Origin of the sequence: Streptomyces sp. NPDC008137 (assembly GCF_042957035.1) — a bacterium.
Lineage (GTDB): Bacteria > Actinomycetota > Actinomycetes > Streptomycetales > Streptomycetaceae > Streptomyces.
In genome coordinates this window covers 85044-101156 of record NZ_JBIBHN010000008.1, presented here as the reverse complement: position 1 = coordinate 101156, position 16113 = coordinate 85044, and the positions used below count along the sequence as shown (strand labels likewise).

Here is a 16113-nt window from a genome sequence, read left to right as displayed (position 1 = left end):
ACTGCCGGTAGGAACGGGATCGTACGGCCCTCACGTGGCGGGTTTGTGCGGGTTCGGGGATGGTCCGGAGCCGGGCCTGTGCATTCTCGGGGGTTACGTGAGGGACTTTCAGTTTTGGCGCATCCGCACGCTCAGGCCCGCTCCAGGATCGCCGTCACACCCTGCCCGCCCGCCGCGCACACCGAGATCAGCCCGCGGGCGGGCGCGTCCCGTTCGGCCAGGAGCTTGGCCAGCGTGGCCACGATCCGGGCGCCGGTGGCGGCGAAGGGGTGACCGGTCGCGAGGGACGAGCCGGCGACGTTCAGCCGGTCGCGGTCCACGGTGCCGAGCCCCCGCCTCTCCCAGGCGGCGAGCGTCGCCAGCACCTGGGAGGCGAACGCCTCGTGGATCTCGATCAGTTCGAAATCGGCCAGATTCAGCCCGGCCCGCTCCAGCATGCGCGGGACCGCGTAGGCCGGTGCCATGAGCAGGCCGTCCTCGCCGCCCGCGACATCGCCGTCCACGAAGTCCACGGCGGCCGTCTCGTACGCGGTCAGGTACGCCAGCGGTGCCAGGCCGCGCTCCCGGGCCCACTCCTCGCTCGCCAGCAGGACGGTGGCGGCCCCGTCCGTCAGCGGGGTCGAGTTCCCGGCCGTCATGGTCGGGTGGGGGTGGTCGAGGCCGAACACCGGCTTCAGGGAGGCGAGTTTCTCCGCGGTCGAGCCGGGGCGCAGGTTCTGGTCGCGGGCCAGGCCCCGGAAGGGGACCACCAGGTCCTGGAAGAAGCCGCGTTCGTACGCCGCCGCCAGCCGCTGGTGGCTCGCCGCGGCCAGTTCGTCCTGGGCCTCGCGGGCGATGTCCCAGGCCCGGGCGGTGACGGCGGCGTGTTCGCCCATGGACAGGCCGGTGCGCGGCTCGGCGTTGCGCGGGATGTCGGGGACGAGGTGGGAGGGGCGCACCTTCGCCAGGGCCTTCAGGCGGGCGGGCGTCGACTTCGCGCGCCTGGCCTCCAGCAGGATGCGGCGCAGGGTGTCGTTGACGCCGAGGGGCGCGTCGCTGGCCGTGTCGGCGCCGCCCGCGACCGCAGATTCCGTCTGGCCGAGGGCGATCTTGTTGGCGGCGGTGATGACGGCCTGGAGTCCGGTGCCGCAGGCCTGCTGGATGTCGTAGGCCGGGGTGCGCGGGTGCAGCGTCGAGCCGAGGACCGTCTCGCGGGCGAGGTTGAAGTCGCGGCTGTGCTTGAGGACGGCACCGGCCACGAACTCGCCCACCGCGCCGGGCTCCTGGAGTCCGTAGCGCTCGACGAGGCCGTCGAGGGCGGCGGTGAGCATCCGCTGGTTCGAGGCGGTGGCGTAGGGGCCGTCGGAGCGGGCGAACGGGATGCGCGCTCCGCCGATGACCGCCACGCGCCGTACCGACGGCGCGATCCGTTGGGGGCTCATCTCGACCTGCTCCATTTGACCTGCTCCATCTCGACCCGCTCCTCGCCCGTGACGTAGCATTACCTCCGGTAACCTTACTTCAGAGTAAGGAATGTCGCGTGTTCTCCGGCAGCTGGGAGTTGTACATGGCCGACCGCTATCTGCGCTTCACCGGTACCGCGCCCGGCCGTTTCGTCACCCGCCGCCTCGGCCTGCCCCAGCCCGCGGCGCTGACCCGCTGGTCTCCCGAACGCCCGGCCCTGGACGGCGGCCTGCGGCACCTCACCGCCGGCCGGTCCGGCCTCGGCCTCGACCTCGCCCCGGTCCTCGCCCGTACGGGAATCGCCCCGGCCGGCCCCGACCAGGCCACCGCCGCCGTCGTCCTGGACGCGAGCGGGGTGCGGGACGTCGAGGGACTGGCCGAGGTGCACGCGGCGCTGCATCCCGTCATACGGTCGGTCGCGGCGAGCGGGCGCGTGGTCGTGCTCGGCGCGCCGCTCGACCCGGCCGACCATCACCAGGCCGCCGCCCAGCAGGCCCTGGAGGGCTTCACGCGCTCCCTCGGCAAGGAGATCGGCCGGGGCAGGACCGTGAACCTGGTCCGGCTGACGGACGCGTCCGCCGCGGAGTCCACGCTCCGCTTCCTGCTGTCGCCCAGGTCGGCGTATGTGAGCGGGCAGGTGATCGAGGTCGGGGCGGGCGAGGAGTCCGAAGCCCCCGCCGACCGGGACCGCCCCCTGACCGGCCGGACCGCCCTGGTCACCGGTGCCGCGCGCGGTATCGGTGAGGCGGTCGCCGAGACACTCGCCAGGGACGGGGCCCGGGTCGTCGTCCTCGATGTGCCGGGGGCCGAACAGGACGCCCGGCGCGTCGCCGGCCGGCTCGGCGGCACCGCCCTGCTCCTCGACATCACCGCCGCCGACGCGGGCGCGCGGATCGCCGAGGCCCTGCCCGACGACCTTGACCTGCTGGTCCACAACGCGGGCATCACCCGTGACCGGCGGCTGGTGAACATGCCGGCCGAGCGCTGGATCCCGGTGCTGGAGGTGAACCTGGCGAGCGTGCTGCGCACCACGGACGCGCTGCTGAAGGCCGGGACGCTGAAGCGGGGCGGCCGGATCGTGGCGACGGCCTCGATCGCGGGGCTCGCGGGCAACGCGGGCCAGACCAACTACGGGGCGAGCAAGGCGGGGATCGTCGGCCTGGTCCGCTCCCTCGCGCCGCGCGCGCTCGCGGAGCACGGGGTGACGGTCAACGCGGTCGCGCCGGGGTTCATCGAGACGAGGATGACGGCCGTCGTCCCGCTGTTCATCCGCGAGGCGGGCCGCCGGATGAACTCCCTGGCCCAGGGCGGCCTTCCGGCCGACGTCGCCGAGACCACGGCCTGGCTCGCGCATCCGGGCTCGGGCGCGGTCAACGGCCAGGTCGTGCGCGTCTGCGGCCAGAGCCTGCTGGGGGCGTGATGGCCGACGCCCCCGCTCTCGTCCTCACCGGATCCCCCTCCCTCGCGCCGCTCCTCGCCCGCGGCGCCCTGCTCTCCCCCTTCAAACGGCCCGCCCCCGACGCGGAGTTCCCCCGCACCCGGCTGGTCCTGCCCGGTCTGCGGGTCGACCTCGCGCGGCTGGCCGCTTACGAGCGAGTCTGCGGGTTCCCGACCGGCGAGGACGCGCTGCCGCTGACGTATCCGTACGTGCTCGGATTCCCCCTGGCCATGCGGCTGATGAGCGGCCGGGACTTCCCGCTGCCGCTGCTGGGCCTGGTCCACACGTCGATCACGGTCACCCGGCACCGGGGAATGCCGGCGACGGGCGCGTACGAACTCGCCGTGCGGGTCGGCGGACTGGCACCGCACCGGCGCGGCACGCAGGCCACGATCGTCACGGAGGTGCGCGAAGCCGGGGAAGTCGTCTGGGAGTCGAGCAGTACGTACCTCGCCCGGCACCGCACGTCACGGCCCGCCGGGGCTCGCGAGGAAGCTCCCGCGGAGGAGATCCGCAAACCCCTCCCCGTCGTCGCCGAGTGGCGGCTCGCCGAGGACGTCGGGCGTCGCTACGGCGCCGCCTCCGGGGACCGCAACCCGATCCACCTCCACCCGCTCACCGCCCGCCTGTTCGGCTTCCCCCGGGCCATCGCCCACGGCATGTGGACCCTCGCCCGCTGCCTCGCAGCGCACGGCACGCCGGACTCCTGCCACGTCCGTGCGGACTTCAAGGCGCCGGTGCTGCTTCCGGGGACGGTGACGTACGCGGCGGAGGACGACCGCTTCGAACTGCGGGACGGGGACGAGCGGGTGCATGTGGCGGGGGATGTCCACCCCGTCTGAGCCCCGGACCCGGCTGCCTGCGCGGCCGACCGGCCCAACACCCGGCAGGGCCGCCCGGCCCAACACCCGGCAGACCACCCGGCCCAACACCCGGCAGACCACCCGGCCCAACACCCGGCAGGGCCGCCCGGCCCAACACCCGGCAGACCGCCCGGGTAACCGCCCGCCCGGGCGGCTGGCCACACGGACCGGAACCCCGCCGCCCGCCCGGGCGGTTACCCGGCCTGAGCGCCCGCCTGCTCCTTGGCCGCCTGCTCCTTGGCCGCCTGCTCCTCGTCCGCCTGCTCCTTGGCCACCTGCTCATCCCCCGCCCTCTCCTCCCCCGGCGGTGACCACGGCCGCCCCGCCATGAGGTCCCCCAATCCCGCCCACGCGAAGTTCATCAGCGTGGCCGCGGCCTGGCGGGCGGTGACGCCGGGGGTGGCGTTGGCCCAGGCGGCGAGGGACTCGGCGGCGCCGACCAGGGCCTCGGCGAGGCCGGCGACCTCGCGCTCCGGGAGGTCGGGGTCGTGGTGGGCGTCACGGGCACCGGTGAGGATCAGCTGCGTCACGAACGCGACGATCTCCTCGCGCATCGCGGTGACCTCGGCGGCGAACGGCTCGCCGTGCGTCCGGGCCTGGAGGTGCAGGACCGACCAGGCGTCCGGGTTGCGGGCGGTGTGCGCGAAGAACGCCCCGAGCCCTTCCCACAGTTGCCGGTCGGAGGGCAGATCGGGCCGGACTCCGGCCCGCACCGCCGCCACGAGGGCCTTGGCCTCGCGGCGGATGCAGGCGGTGAAGAGGTCTTCCTTGGAGTTCAGGTACAGATAGACCAACGGCTTGGACACGCCCGCGAGTTCGGCTATCTCGTCCATCGACGCGGCCATGTAGCCCCGCTGGCCGAAGATCCGCACGGCGGCGTCCAGCATCTGCTGTTCGCGGACCGCACGCGGCATCCGCTTGGTCTTCACGGCACCCATACGGCTTAGCGTACGGTCCCCCTGGCCCGCCCTCGGTCGCGAACCGGAACGCACCGGCCCGGACCGGCCAGGACCGGCCCGGGCCGGCCAGGGGGGGGACGTCACCCCGTCACGCCGCGGCGGGCACCTGCTCGCGCTCCGCGTCCCGCTTCTCGTCCCACGGGTCGTCCAGGGAGGAGCCGTCGGCCGTGGCGTAGGCCTCGCGGTCGAGCAGGTTCTCCCGGGCGGAGACCAGGACGGGGATGAGTGCCTGCCCGGCGACGTTGGTCGCGGTGCGGATCATGTCGAGGATCGGGTCGATCGCGAGGAGCAGACCGACGCCCTCCATCGGCAGGCCGAGGGTGGAGAGGGTCAGGGTCAGCATGACCGTCGCGCCGGTGAGGCCGGCCGTGGCGGCGGAGCCGACCACCGAGACGAACGCGATCAGCAGGTAGTCGCCGACACCCAGCTGGATGTCGAAGATCTGGGCGACGAAGATCGCGGCGATCGCGGGGTAGATCGCGGCGCAGCCGTCCATCTTGGTCGTCGCGCCGAACGGCACCGCGAAGGACGCGTACTCCTTCGGCACGCCGAGCCGCTCGGTGACCTTCTGCGTCAGCGGCATCGTGCCCACGGACGAGCGGGAGACGAAGGCCAGCTGGATCGCGGGCCAGGCGCCCTTGAAGAACTGGACCGGGTTGGCCTTGGCGACGGTCGCGAGCAGCGCCGGGTAGACGCCGAACAGCACGATCAGGCAGCCGACGTAGATGTCGACGGTGAACGTCGCGTACTTGCCGATCAGGTCCCAGCCGTAGGTGGCGATGGCGTTGCCGATGAGGCCGACCGTGCCGATCGGGGCGAGCCGGATGACCCACCACAGCGCCTTCTGGAGCAGCTCCAGGACGGACTCGCTCAGGTTGAGGATCGGCTGGGCCTTCTCGCCGAGCTGGAGGGCGGCGATACCGGCGACGGCGGCCATGAAGACGATCTGCAGGACGTTCAGGTCGGTGAACGGCGTGATGACGTCCGTCGGCACGATGCCGGTCAGGAAGTCGATCCAGGAGCCGGTCTCGTCGGGCTTCGCGCCGTCCTTGGGCGTGAGGCCGGTGCCGGCGCCCGGGTTGGTGACCAGGCCGATGACGAGACCGATGCTGACCGCGATCAGGGAGGTGACCATGAACCACAGGAGGGTGCGCGAGGCCAGCCGGGCCGCGTTGTTGACCTTCCGGAGGTTGGTGATCGAGACGAGGATCGCGAAGAAGACGAGCGGCGCGACGGCGAGCTTCAGCAGGCCGATGAAGGTGTCGCCGACCTTCTCCAGGGTGGTGGTCAGCCAGGACAGGTCCTGGTTGCGGGCGAGCCAGCCGAGCAGCACGCCCAGGACGAGACCGGCGAGTATCTGGGCCCAGAAGGGCACCTTGAAGGACTTCGTGTTTGAGGACACGGACTGACTCCGTTGGGGGGACGCGTAGGGGGGAGCTGACGTGGGAGACGACGGGGGTTGGCGTTACGTCAGAGACGACAGTTAGCGGACGCGCACCGACAGAGATCCACGTGCAGCCGCGCGACCAGCGCGAGCCTCCGGAGCGGAACGCTCCGGGGCCGCAGAGGCACGACTGCTGAGTTCATCACTGCGACACCTTAACACCTGAACTTTGAGGACCCCAAAGCCTCGCTTTGACAGGCAGAAACGCGCAGGCACCCATACAAGGCAAAGCGCCCCGTTTCCGAGCATGTACGGAAACGGGGCGCTGCGCGCGTGTGAGGAAGCCTACGAGGCCTGGCCCTGCGCCCGGCCTGTGTCGTCGGCCGAGTCCTCCTGGCTGCGGTTGGCCTCCATGCTGGCCTTCATGCGGTCCACCCGCCGCACGACCTGCACGGAGGCACGGTCCCGCTCCTTGCGCAGCACGACGAGGCTGATCGGCGCGGAGAGCAGCAGGGCGAGGGTCACGATCCACAGGCCGTTGCTGTCACCGAGGCCGCGCGGGGCGAGGCCGGAGTAGACGAGGCCCCAGACGACCACGAGGCAGCCCACGAAGATCCCGAGGCGCATCAGTGTGTAGCGGAGCATCTCAATCCACTCTTCCGATTCCAAAAAGGGCCAGTGTCAGTGAAGCACGCCCGGCGGCCGATCTTTCAGGGGGGTCAGCTCAGCGGCAGGAGCATGATCACGTCGTCCCGGTCGTCGCCCGGCGCGACCCGGATGGCGCCCGGGATCCGGCCGACCTCCTTGTAGCCGCAGGACTCGTAGAACCGCTCGAGACCGAGCCCGCCCCGGCAGGTCAGCCGGATCGCCCCGATGCCGTCGAGCCCCCGGGCCGCCTCGGCGGCCGCGCCCAGCAGGTCACGGCCGTACCCCTTTCCCTGGTGCCGCGGATGCACCATCACCGTGTACAGCCACAGCCAGTGCGTCATCAGGTGGTGTGTGTTGAGCGTCAGGAACGCGGTGGCCGCGATCCGCCCCTCCTCGTCGTGCCCGACGAGCAGCCTGACCGTGCCCTCCGCCATCGACGCGAAGTGCCTCAGCAGCCAGGGCCGGATGTCCTCCCGCACCACGGGCGGCACGAACCCGACGGCTCCCCCGGCGTTGGAGACGTCGGCCCACAGGTCGAGGATGCCGTCCCGCAGCTCGGGGGTGACGGCGGGGTCGAGCGTGAAGGTAAGGGGCATGCCGGGATTGTAGCTATTACGAAGACGCCCGCGAGCGCCCTCGGACGCCCCGGTCCCGACCATGCCCCCAGCTCCCCCGCCCAGGGGCGCGGGGAACCGCGCGACCAGCCCCCGCCCACCCGCACCCGCACCCGCACCCGCACCCGCACCCGCACCCGAAAACGATCAAACCCGCATCGGCTGAGGCGACTCGCGCCGCTGGGGGTCTGCGCCCTCGTACTCGCGAATGATCTCGTACCGCGTGTTCCGCTCCACCGGCCGGAAACCGGCGTCCCGGATCAGGTCGAGCAGATCCTCACGCGTCAGCTTGTTCGGCGTGCCGAAGTTGTCCGCGTCATGCGTGATCTTGTACTCGACGACCGACCCGTCCATGTCGTCGGCGCCGTGCTGCAAGGCCAGCTGCGCGGTCTGCACCCCGTGCATCACCCAGAAGACCTTGACGTGCGGCACGTTGTCGAACAGCAGCCGCGACACGGCGAAGGTCTTCAGCGCCTCCGCACCGGTCGCCATCTGCGTCCGCGCCTGAAGCCGATTGCGGACCTTGCCGTCCTTCACATCCACGAAGTCGTGCTGGTAGCGCAGCGGGATGAAGACCTGGAAACCGCCGGTCTCGTCCTGCAGCTCACGCAGCCGCAGCACGTGGTCCACGCGGTGCCGCGGCTCCTCGATGTGGCCGTAGAGCATGGTGGCCGGGGTCTTCAGACCCTTCTCGTGGGCGAGCCGGTGGATGCGCGACCAGTCCTCCCAGTGGGTGCGGTGGTCGACGATGTGCTGCCGTACCTCCCAGTCGAAGATCTCGGCGCCGCCGCCGGTCAGCGACTCCAGCCCTGCGGCGATCAGCTCGTCGAGGATCTCGGAGGCCGGCATGCCGGAGATCGTCTCGAAGTGGTGGATCTCGGTGGCCGTGAACGCCTTCAGCGAGACACCCGGCAGGGCCTTCTTCAGCTCGCTCAGCGACCGGGGGTAGTACCGCCACGGCAGGTTCGGGTGCAACCCGTTGACGATGTGCAGCTCGGTGAGGTTCTCGCCCTCCATCGCCTTGGCGAGCTTCACGGCCTCCTCGATGCGCATCGTGTACGCGTCCTTCTCCCCCGGCTTGCGCTGGAAGGAGCAGTACGCGCAGGAGGCCGTGCACACGTTCGTCATGTTGAGGTGACGGTTGACGTTGAAGTGCACGACGTCGCCGTTCTTGCGGGTGCGCACCTCGTGCGCGAGGCCGCCGAGCCAGGCCAGGTCGTCCGACTCGTACAGCGCGATGCCGTCCTCACGGGTCAGCCGGACGCCCGTCCTGACCTTCTCCTCCAGCTCGCGCTTGAGCCCGAGATCCATGCCCACACCTTTCTCCGAAGACGTCCCAACCGTACGCCCCCACCCTTCGGGCGGGAGGTGCCCCCATACGGCCCTTCGGGCCTACGCCCCTACTCCTCTTCCGGCAGCTCCCCGACCCGGTTCTCCCACTTGGTGGAGAGCACGATGGTCGTACGCGTCCGGGAGACGCCCTCGATCCCGCTGAGCCGCCGGATCATCTTCTCCAGACCGTCCACGTCCGCCGCCCGCACCTTGAGCATGTACGAGTCGTCGCCCGCGATGAACCAGCAGTCCTCGATCTCCGAGAGGTCCTTCAGCCGCTGCGCCACGTCCTCGTGGTCGGTGGCGTCGGAGAGCGAGATGCCGATCAGGGCGGTGACGCCGAGGCCGAGCGAGGCGGCGTCGACGGTGGCCCGGTAGCCGGTGATGACACCGGCCGCCTCCAGCCGGTTGATGCGGTCGGTGACACTGGGTCCCGACAGTCCGACGAGGCGTCCCAGCTCCGCGTAGGAGGCCCGGCCGTTCTCCCTCAGGGCCTGGATGAGCTGCCTGTCCACCGCGTCCATTGCGATCGAAGCCTTCCGCTGAAGTTGTCTGTGGGTCCGATGAGGTTCGGGGTCGTGCTCAGCCGGCGCGGTGCGATCCGCCGCCCAGCTCACCTTGCCAACGGCGGTAGAGCCGGTGCGGCACGCCCGCCGCGTCGAGTACGCGTCCGGCGACGAAGTCCACCAGGTCCTGGATGTGCGTCGCGCCCGCGTAGAAGGCGGGTGAGGCCGGTACGACGCTCGCGCCCGCGTCGTCGAGGGTGACCAGGTGCCGCAGGGTCTGGCCGTTCAGCGGGGTCTCGCGCACGGCCACGACGAGGGGGCGGCCCTCCTTCAGGGTCACGCTCGCCGCCCGCTGCAACAGGTCCTTCGACAGCCCGAGCGCGACCCCGGCCACGCTCGCCGTCGAGGCGGGCACGATCAGCATGCCCTTGGTGGGGTACGACCCCGAGGAGGGCCCGGCGGCCAGGTCGCCGGCGCTCCAGTGCCGTACGGCGTCGAGGTCGACGGTGAAGGTGTCCGGCTTGCCGTCGGCGCCCCGGGACAGCCATTCCCGCAGGTCGTCCCGCCAGTGGGCGTCCCGGAAGGAGATCCCGGTCTCGTCGAGCAGGGTGAGCCGCGAGGCCCGCGACACCACGAGATCGACACTCTCGCCGGCCGCGAGGAGGGCCCGCAGCACGGCAGCGGCATACGGGGTGCCGGAGGCCCCGGACACCCCTACGATCCAAGGCGTACGCGGCGTCTCGCCTGGCTTGACTGGGTTCACAACACCGAGCCTATCGGGCGTCACAGGGTGGGAACCGGCGCAGGGGGGCGGGCCGTTGCATGAAGGGGATGAGCGAGCACTGGGGGTCGCCATGTCGGGTGTCGAAGCGAAGTGGTCGAGCGGCGACCGCGTGATGGCCGCGGGCAAGCTGATGCTGGCCTGGGTCGCGCTGTTGTGGCTGCTTGAAGTGGTGGACGTGGCGGCCGGTCACGCGCTGGACGGCTTCGGCGTCACCCCGCGCGAGCCGTCCGAGCTGGTGGACGTCGTCCCTTCGGCGTTCGTCCACTTCGGCTTCGCCCATCTGGCGGCGAACACCCTGCCGCTGCTGGTCCTGGGCTTCCTGGCCGCGCTCAGCGGGCTGCGCCGGTTCCTGCTGGTCTGCGCGCTGATCATCCTGGTCGACGGCCTGGGCGTCTGGCTCATCTCCCCGCCCCACACCAACACCGCGGGAGCCTCCGGCCTGATCTTCGGCCTCTTCGGCTTCCTCCTGGTCACGGGCTTCCTGGAGCGCCGCCCCCTGGGCATCCTGACCGGCGTCCTGATCGCCGCGATCTGGGGCGGCTCCATCCTGACCGGCCTCGCCCCGACCCAGTCGGGCGTCAGCTGGCAGGGTCACCTGCTGGGACTGATGGCGGGCGTGGCGGCGGCGTTCGCGTTCCGCCGCCGCCCAGCACGGCCGGCCGAGCTCATACGGTGAGGCCGCGCACCAGCAGATCCAGCAGCGCACACACGAACAGGGCGATCCCGATGAAGCCGTTGACGCTGAAGAACGCCCGGTTCACACGGGAGAGATCATGCGGGCGCACGATCGAGTGCTCGTACAGGAACGCGCCCGCGACGATCAGCAGGCCGAGCCAGAAGAAGGCACCGGCGCCGGTGGCCAGGGCGTACCAGACGAACAGGGCCGTCGTCACCGCGTGACAGACCCGCGCTCCCCGGACCGCCGCCGGGATGCCGAAGCGGGCCGGGACGGACATGACGCCGATCTCCCGGTCGGTCTCGACGTCCTGGCAGGCGTAGATCAGGTCGAAGCCGCCGATCCAGATGCCGACGGCGAAGCCGAGGACGACCGCGTCCCAGGACCAGGTGCCGGTGACGGCGAGCCAGCCGCCGACCGGGCCCATCGCCTGGGCGAGACCGAGGATGGCCTGCGGGAAGTTCGTGAACCGCTTGCCGTAGGGGTAGACCACCATCGGGATCACCGCGATGGGGGCCAGGGCCAGGCAGAGGGGGTTGAGCAGGGCCGCCGCGCCCAGGAAGACGACCAGGGCGACCAGCGCGCCCGTCCACGCATGCCGGACCGACATCGCGCCGGTCACCAGCTCCCGCTGCGCCGTACGCGGGTTACGGGCGTCGATCTCCCGGTCGATGATCCGGTTGACCGCCATGGCGAAGGTGCGCAGCCCCACCATGCAGACGGTGACCAGCAGCAGCCGCCCCCAGTGGATGTTCCGGTCCATCTGGAACATCGCGGTGAGCGCGGCGATGTAGGCGAAGGGCAGCGCGAAGACCGAGTGCTCGATCATGACCAGGCGCAGGAACGCCTTGGTGCGTCCCGGCTGGGGGATGGCGGCAGAGGCGCTGCTCACAGCCCGTACTCCTTCCAACGGCGGTCCACCTTCGCCGCCGTCTCCGGGTCGGACTCCACCATGTCGGGCCAGCCGCCGTCGCGGGTGTAGCCCTCCTCGGGCCATTTCTTCGTCGCGTCGATGCCCGCCTTGCCGCCCCAGAACTGCTGGTAGGAGGCGTGGTCGAGGTGGTCGACGGGGCCTTCGACGATGCTCAGATCCCGGGCGTAGTCCGTGTTGCCGAGGGCCCGCCAGGCGACCTCGTGCAGGTCGTGGACGTCGCAGTCGGAGTCGACGACCACGATCAGCTTGGTCAGCGACATCATGTGCGCGCCCCAGATCGCGTGCATGACCTTCTGCGCGTGCTTCGGGTACTTCTTGTCGATCGAGACGATCGCGCAGTTGTGGAAGCCGCCCGCCTCCGGCAGGTGGTAGTCCACGATGTCCGGGATGATGATCTTCAGCAGCGGGAGGAAGAAGCGTTCCGTCGCGCGGCCCAGCGGCCCGTCCTCCGTCGGAGGACGGCCCACCACGATCGACTGGAGCAGCGGCCGCTTCCGCATCGTCACGCAGTCGATCTTCAGCGCGGGGAAGGGCTCCTGCGGGGTGTAGAAGCCGGTGTGGTCGCCGAACGGCCCCTCCGGCAGCATCTCGCCGGGCTCCAGCCAGCCCTCGATGACGACCTCCGCCTGCGCCGGCACCTGGAGCGGCACGGTCTTGCAGTCGACCATCTCGATCCGCTTGCCCGCGAGGAACCCGGCGAACAGGTACTCGTCGATGTCCCCGGGCAGCGGGGCCGTGGACGCGTACGTCACGGCGGGCGGACACCCGAAGGCGATCGCGACCGGCAGCCGCTCACCCCTCCTCGCCGCCACCTGGTAGTGGTTGCGGCTGTCCTTGTGGATCTGCCAGTGCATGCCGATGGTGCGCTTGTCGTGGCGCTGGAGGCGGTACAGACCGAGGTTGCGGACGCCGCTCTCCGGGTCCTTGGTGTGGGTGAGCCCCAGATTGAAGAAGGAGCCGCCGTCCTTGGGCCAGGTGAACAGGGCGGGGAGCTGGTCCAGGTCGACGTCGTCGCCGGTGAGGACGACTTCCTGCACCGGCCCGTCCTTGACCTTCTTCGGCGGGACGTGGGTCATCGAGCCGAGCTTTCCGAAGGCCTCGCGCACGCCGACGAACCCGTGCGGCAGCTCGGGCTTCAGCAGCCCGCCGATCCGCTCGGAGATCTCGCCGTACGACTTCAGCTCCAGCGCCTTCAGCAGTCGCCGGTCCGTGCCGAACACGTTCATCGCGAGCGGCATGCTCGACCCGCGCACGTTCTCGAACAGCAGCGCGGGCCCGCCGGCCTTCTGCACCCGGTCGACGATCTCCCCGACCTCCAGGTACGGGTCCACCTCGGCCTTGATGCGCTTGAGGTCGCCCTCGCGCTCCAGAGCCCTGAGCAGGGAGCGAAGATCGTCGTAAGCCATGCGGTCCAGTATCCCCGAGCGGCTACCCTGGCCCTGAACCGCCCACCCGCTTTCGCTGAGAGGCCGCATGCTCCGGGTACTGATGTTCCTCGTGCCGCTGGCGCTGAGCGTGTACGCGTTCATCGACTGCATCAGCACGAAGGACGACGACATCCGTCACATGCCCAAGCCGCTTTGGGCACTCCTCGTGCTGGTCTTCCCGCTCGTGGGTTCGATCTCCTGGCTCATCGCCGGCAAGAAGCGCCGCCCGGCCGCCGAGGGCTGGTCCGGCGTCCGGGGCAGCCGCTCCCGGCAGTGGGTCGCGCCCGACGACAACCCCGACTTCCTCAAGTCCCTCGACGAGGACAAGGACCGGGACAGGGACGACGACCCGAAGCGGGACGAGCCCTGACCGTCGCCGCGCCGCTCACATCAGCGTCTTGATCCGGTCAGGGGCGAGGGCCTGGTCGAAGACGCGTACGTCTCTGATCGCGCCGGGGAAGAAGTCGCTGGGCCGTCCCGCGAAGGTGGCGCGGCCGATCATCAGCCCTCCGGGTGCGGGCAGCGGCCGGGTGTCACGGGTCTCCGCCTGCCGCACGCCGTCGACGTAGAGCCGCAGCTTGCGTCCGGCCCCGTCGCAGACGCCCACCAGGTGCGTCCAGGTGTTCACGGCGGGCACGGAGTACCCGACGGCGCGCTGTCCGGGCCGGGCGAAGGCCCAGCGCTTCTCGTCCCTGGAGTACTGGAGGTAGAAGCCGCTGGCGTCACCGGCCTCCTGGCTGACGGCGGTGGCGAAGTGGCCCGGCTCGGTGGAGAGTCTGACCCAGGCCGCGACCGTGAAGCTGCGTCCGGCCCCCGTCCTCAGCACCGGCACCTCGGTGATGATCTGGCTGCCGCTCCCGTCGAATTCGGCGGCGCCCTGGCCACCCGCCCGCCACCTGACCCCGCTCGCCGTGCCGTCGTTGTCACCGGCGGTGTCCCGGGCGAGCGCGCCGGAGGCCTCGTCGAGGGGCCAGACGCCGACCGGCCGGGCCGGGGCCGGGGCACCCGCCTGGGGTGGGTCTCCGGTGCCGCCCTCGGCCTCGGGCCGGCTGAGCCAGACACCGGCACCGGTGCCGAGCGCGGCGAGCGCGCCGACTCCGGAGAGCAGAAGCGCGCGTCGGCTACGACGGGCAGGTGCCGGGGCGGGGGCGACCCGGGTGTCCGGTCGTACCGGCTGGGGCTCGGCGGCCTCACGCGTGGGCCTGGCCTGGCGTGCCGGTGCGATGCGAGGGAGAGCCATCGTGCTCTCGGCACCGGCGGGCCCGACCCGGGTGAGGATGTCGCGCGGCGTGGGACGTCCGGCGGGGTCCTTCGTGAGGCACGCGGAGATCAGGGCCCGCAGCTCCGGGTCCGAAACGGCGGCGACATCGGGCTCGTTGTGCACGACCCGGTAGAGCAGGGCGGGAGTGAGACCGCCGCCGAAGGGGTTGACGCCGGTCGCCGTGAAGGCCAGGACCGCGCCCAGACAGAAGATGTCGGTGGCGGGCGTGATCTCGTCGCCGCTGACCTGCTCCGGCGCCATGAACCCGGGCGAGCCCGCCATGTGCCCGGTCCCGGTGATCGAGTCGCCCTCCACACTGCGCACGATCCCGAAGTCGATGACACGCGGCCCGTCCTGGGCGAGCAGCACGTTGGACGGCTTGAGGTCACGGTGGACCAGGTTCACCGAGTGGATCGACACGAGCGCCTCGGCGAGCCCCGCGGCGAGGCGCCGTACGGCGTCGGTGCCGAGGGGGCCTTGCTCTACGACCGCCTGCTCCAGCGACGGCCCCGCGATGTAGCTGGTGACCAGCCAGGGCAGCGGCGCGTCCGGGTCGGCGTCGATGACCGGGGCGGTGAAGGCTCCGCTGACCAGCCGGGCCGCCTCCACCTCCCGGCGGAACCGGTCCCTGAACTCCGGCCTGCGCACCAGTTCGGCGTGCACGACCTTGACGGCGACGTCCCGCCCACCCGGCGAACGCCCCAGGTAGACCCGGCCCATTCCGCCGGCGCCCAGCCGCCGGAGCAGTTGGTAGTCGCCTATGGAGCGCGGGTCCTCCGGCCTCAGCGAAGACACGAGGTGAATGCCGCCCAGGCTTCGCGGGAGACCAACAGGACCGCTCTGTCAGGTGCTTTGCTGTCGCGGACCGGGACGGTGTTGGGGAAACCGGGGGCTATTTCTATGCAGTTGCCGCCGTTGTCGTCGCTGTAGCTGCTCTTGATCCAAGACGCCGCGCTGAGTCGGTAGCTGTCCATGCTGCTCGTACCTCTCCATCACGTCGCTGATCAGGGCGGCGGACTGCCGAGCTGACAAGATGTCTGCCCTGAGCACATCATAGGTGCGCGAATGCCGCGCATAGAGGGCCGGATCGTTGTTGAAGTGGCCACGGTCCAACGACTCCGAGTACACCCATCGCTCATCGGTCAGTTCGATCAACGACATGGAACCCCTCGGACGTACCAGCCCGAAGAGGTCGGCCGGGGCGACCTGGACGCGGATGTTGGGGCGCTGCCCGACGCTCAGCAGGTGCGCACACTGCTGCCGCATGACCGCCGGGCTCCCTACCGCGTTGCGCAGGCAGCTTTCGTCCAGGATGGCGACATACAACGGGCCCCCGTCAGCCAGGAATCGCTGCTGTCGGCTCATGCGCGCACAGACGCGTGACTCGATCTCGTGCGCGTCCGCACGGCGGCGACTGAACAGCGCGTGCGCGTATTCAGGCGTCTGCAACAGGCCCGGGATCACCCGCTCCTGATACTCCCGCAGCGCGACTGCCACCTCATCCATCTCAGCCCGCCGCCGGAACCAGTCAGGATGCTCCACCTGCGGATACCAGTCGATGCGGCCCCACAGCCGCGCCAACACCCCACCCGTGCCCAGCAGTTCATCGCAGGTCTTGGCGAAACCGTCCGTCGGAACCCTCGTCCCCGCCTCCACCCGGGCCACGTGCGAGCGGTCGCACGGGATACGCCCCGCCAAGCCCTCCTGCGTGAGCAACGCGGCCTCGCGGAAATGCTTGAGCACCTCCCCGAACACGGCCGCCGTGCTGACCCCCGACCCCACCCCGCCATTACGCCGACTCACGGCTCCCCCTCCGTGACAGTGCACCACCCGCACGCCCGAAA

General features: G+C 71.0%; 18 protein-coding genes. 4 read left to right on the top strand and 14 right to left on the bottom strand.

Translation table 11 applies throughout. The features are described 5' to 3' along the window. Nucleotides 1–131: 131 nt before the first annotated feature. Nucleotides 132–1421 carry an acetyl-CoA C-acetyltransferase gene (locus ACFZBT_RS15570; RefSeq protein ID WP_391103645.1) on the bottom strand — a complete coding sequence of 430 codons (1290 nt, stop codon included), beginning with the start codon at nt 1419–1421 and terminating at the stop codon, nt 132–134. Between the two features lie 125 nt (nt 1422–1546). Here ACFZBT_RS15570 and ACFZBT_RS15565 point away from each other — a divergent pair, with 125 nt between their 5' ends. Both ACFZBT_RS15565 and ACFZBT_RS15560 read left to right on the top strand, forming a co-directional pair. Then, on the top strand, nt 1547–2863 hold the full coding sequence (locus tag ACFZBT_RS15565; protein ID WP_391103642.1) for a 3-oxoacyl-ACP reductase: 1317 nt from the start codon (nt 1547–1549) through the stop codon (nt 2861–2863). Then, on the top strand, nt 2863–3723 hold the full coding sequence (locus tag ACFZBT_RS15560; RefSeq protein ID WP_391103212.1) for a MaoC/PaaZ C-terminal domain-containing protein: 861 nt from the start codon (nt 2863–2865) through the stop codon (nt 3721–3723). Before ACFZBT_RS15565 ends, ACFZBT_RS15560 begins: the two co-directional genes overlap by 1 nt. A gap of 215 nt (nt 3724–3938) precedes the next feature. Here the strand turns inward: ACFZBT_RS15560 and ACFZBT_RS15555 are convergent, their stop codons facing one another. The 8 genes from ACFZBT_RS15555 to ACFZBT_RS15520 all read right to left on the bottom strand — a co-directional run bounded on the left by ACFZBT_RS15555 (nt 3939) and on the right by ACFZBT_RS15520 (nt 9950). Beyond that, nucleotides 3939–4682, bottom strand: coding sequence for a TetR family transcriptional regulator (locus ACFZBT_RS15555; protein WP_391103209.1), 744 nt, complete (start codon nt 4680–4682; stop codon nt 3939–3941). 109 nt (nt 4683–4791) lie between these two features. Further along, complete coding sequence (locus ACFZBT_RS15550) at nt 4792–6105, bottom strand: cation:dicarboxylate symporter family transporter (protein WP_391103207.1); 1314 nt, start codon at nt 6103–6105, stop codon at nt 4792–4794. A gap of 68 nt (nt 6106–6173) precedes the next feature. Then, nucleotides 6174–6290: a putative leader peptide gene (locus ACFZBT_RS15545; protein WP_391103205.1), complete on the bottom strand. Its 117-nt coding sequence runs from the start codon at nt 6288–6290 to the stop codon at nt 6174–6176. A 142-nt stretch (nt 6291–6432) separates the two neighbouring features. Next, complete coding sequence (locus tag ACFZBT_RS15540) at nt 6433–6732, bottom strand: DUF4229 domain-containing protein (protein WP_391103203.1); 300 nt, start codon at nt 6730–6732, stop codon at nt 6433–6435. Nucleotides 6733–6806: 74 nt separating this feature from the next. Further along, complete coding sequence (locus ACFZBT_RS15535) at nt 6807–7331, bottom strand: GNAT family N-acetyltransferase (protein ID WP_391103200.1); 525 nt, start codon at nt 7329–7331, stop codon at nt 6807–6809. A 165-nt stretch (nt 7332–7496) separates the two neighbouring features. Further along, nucleotides 7497–8660 carry an aminofutalosine synthase MqnE gene (gene mqnE / locus ACFZBT_RS15530; protein ID WP_391103198.1) on the bottom strand — a complete coding sequence of 388 codons (1164 nt, stop codon included), beginning with the start codon at nt 8658–8660 and terminating at the stop codon, nt 7497–7499. Between the two features lie 89 nt (nt 8661–8749). Beyond that, nucleotides 8750–9205, bottom strand: coding sequence for an Lrp/AsnC family transcriptional regulator (locus tag ACFZBT_RS15525; RefSeq protein WP_033314055.1), 456 nt, complete (start codon nt 9203–9205; stop codon nt 8750–8752). Nucleotides 9206–9263: 58 nt separating this feature from the next. Continuing rightward, nucleotides 9264–9950: a UbiX family flavin prenyltransferase gene (locus tag ACFZBT_RS15520; RefSeq protein ID WP_391103195.1), complete on the bottom strand. Its 687-nt coding sequence runs from the start codon at nt 9948–9950 to the stop codon at nt 9264–9266. A gap of 91 nt (nt 9951–10041) precedes the next feature. Between ACFZBT_RS15520 and ACFZBT_RS15515 the strand changes: the two genes are divergently transcribed. Further along, entirely contained in the window at nt 10042–10647 is a 606-nt protein-coding gene (locus ACFZBT_RS15515; RefSeq protein WP_391103193.1) for a rhomboid family intramembrane serine protease, read from the top strand. Here the strand turns inward: ACFZBT_RS15515 and mqnP are convergent. Both mqnP and ACFZBT_RS15505 read right to left on the bottom strand, forming a co-directional pair. Further along, entirely contained in the window at nt 10637–11539 is a 903-nt protein-coding gene (gene mqnP / locus ACFZBT_RS15510) for a menaquinone biosynthesis prenyltransferase MqnP (RefSeq protein WP_391103191.1), read from the bottom strand. The genes ACFZBT_RS15515 and mqnP overlap by 11 nt on opposite strands. Beyond that, a complete protein-coding gene (locus ACFZBT_RS15505; RefSeq protein WP_391103189.1) occupies nt 11536–12987 on the bottom strand; it encodes a menaquinone biosynthesis decarboxylase in 1452 nt (483 codons plus the stop codon). Before ACFZBT_RS15505 ends, mqnP begins: the two co-directional genes overlap by 4 nt. Nucleotides 12988–13054: 67 nt before the next feature. On the opposite strand from ACFZBT_RS15505, the gene ACFZBT_RS15500 reads away from it, so the two are divergent. Next, nucleotides 13055–13378 carry a PLDc N-terminal domain-containing protein gene (locus tag ACFZBT_RS15500; RefSeq protein WP_391103186.1) on the top strand — a complete coding sequence of 108 codons (324 nt, stop codon included), beginning with the start codon at nt 13055–13057 and terminating at the stop codon, nt 13376–13378. Between the two features lie 15 nt (nt 13379–13393). Here the strand turns inward: ACFZBT_RS15500 and ACFZBT_RS15495 are convergent, their stop codons facing one another. From ACFZBT_RS15495 to ACFZBT_RS15485, 3 genes are read right to left on the bottom strand one after another with little or no spacing between them, the layout of a single operon-like run. Then, on the bottom strand, nt 13394–15064 hold the full coding sequence (locus tag ACFZBT_RS15495) for a LamG-like jellyroll fold domain-containing protein (protein ID WP_391103184.1): 1671 nt from the start codon (nt 15062–15064) through the stop codon (nt 13394–13396). Further along, entirely contained in the window at nt 15052–15165 is a 114-nt protein-coding gene (locus ACFZBT_RS15490) for a DUF397 domain-containing protein (protein ID WP_391103640.1), read from the bottom strand. Before ACFZBT_RS15490 ends, ACFZBT_RS15495 begins: the two co-directional genes overlap by 13 nt. Beyond that, the gene (locus ACFZBT_RS15485; protein ID WP_391103182.1) at nt 15113–16072 is read right to left on the bottom strand and encodes a Scr1 family TA system antitoxin-like transcriptional regulator; all 960 of its coding nucleotides are present in this window, start codon (nt 16070–16072) and stop codon (nt 15113–15115) included. The genes ACFZBT_RS15490 and ACFZBT_RS15485 overlap by 53 nt, the downstream gene beginning before the upstream one ends. Between the last annotated feature and the right edge of the window lie 41 nt (nt 16073–16113).

What these genes read in the sequence shown, in the direction of transcription:
- mqnE (WP_391103198.1), bottom strand. Translation starts at nt 8,660, where the DNA reads ATGGATCTCGGGCTCAAGCGCGAGCTGGAGGAGAAGGTCAGGACGGGC.
- ACFZBT_RS15570 (WP_391103645.1), bottom strand. Translation starts at nt 1,421, where the DNA reads ATGAGCCCCCAACGGATCGCGCCGTCGGTACGGCGCGTGGCGGTCATC.
- ACFZBT_RS15500 (WP_391103186.1), top strand. Translation starts at nt 13,055, where the DNA reads ATGCTCCGGGTACTGATGTTCCTCGTGCCGCTGGCGCTGAGCGTGTAC.
- ACFZBT_RS15515 (WP_391103193.1), top strand. Translation starts at nt 10,042, where the DNA reads ATGTCGGGTGTCGAAGCGAAGTGGTCGAGCGGCGACCGCGTGATGGCC.
- ACFZBT_RS15565 (WP_391103642.1), top strand. Translation starts at nt 1,547, where the DNA reads ATGGCCGACCGCTATCTGCGCTTCACCGGTACCGCGCCCGGCCGTTTC.
- ACFZBT_RS15540 (WP_391103203.1), bottom strand. Translation starts at nt 6,732, where the DNA reads ATGCTCCGCTACACACTGATGCGCCTCGGGATCTTCGTGGGCTGCCTC.
- ACFZBT_RS15555 (WP_391103209.1), bottom strand. Translation starts at nt 4,682, where the DNA reads ATGGGTGCCGTGAAGACCAAGCGGATGCCGCGTGCGGTCCGCGAACAG.
- ACFZBT_RS15525 (WP_033314055.1), bottom strand. Translation starts at nt 9,205, where the DNA reads ATGGACGCGGTGGACAGGCAGCTCATCCAGGCCCTGAGGGAGAACGGC.
- ACFZBT_RS15505 (WP_391103189.1), bottom strand. Translation starts at nt 12,987, where the DNA reads ATGGCTTACGACGATCTTCGCTCCCTGCTCAGGGCTCTGGAGCGCGAG.
- ACFZBT_RS15545 (WP_391103205.1), bottom strand. Translation starts at nt 6,290, where the DNA reads ATGAACTCAGCAGTCGTGCCTCTGCGGCCCCGGAGCGTTCCGCTCCGG.
- ACFZBT_RS15535 (WP_391103200.1), bottom strand. Translation starts at nt 7,331, where the DNA reads ATGCCCCTTACCTTCACGCTCGACCCCGCCGTCACCCCCGAGCTGCGG.
- ACFZBT_RS15560 (WP_391103212.1), top strand. Translation starts at nt 2,863, where the DNA reads ATGGCCGACGCCCCCGCTCTCGTCCTCACCGGATCCCCCTCCCTCGCG.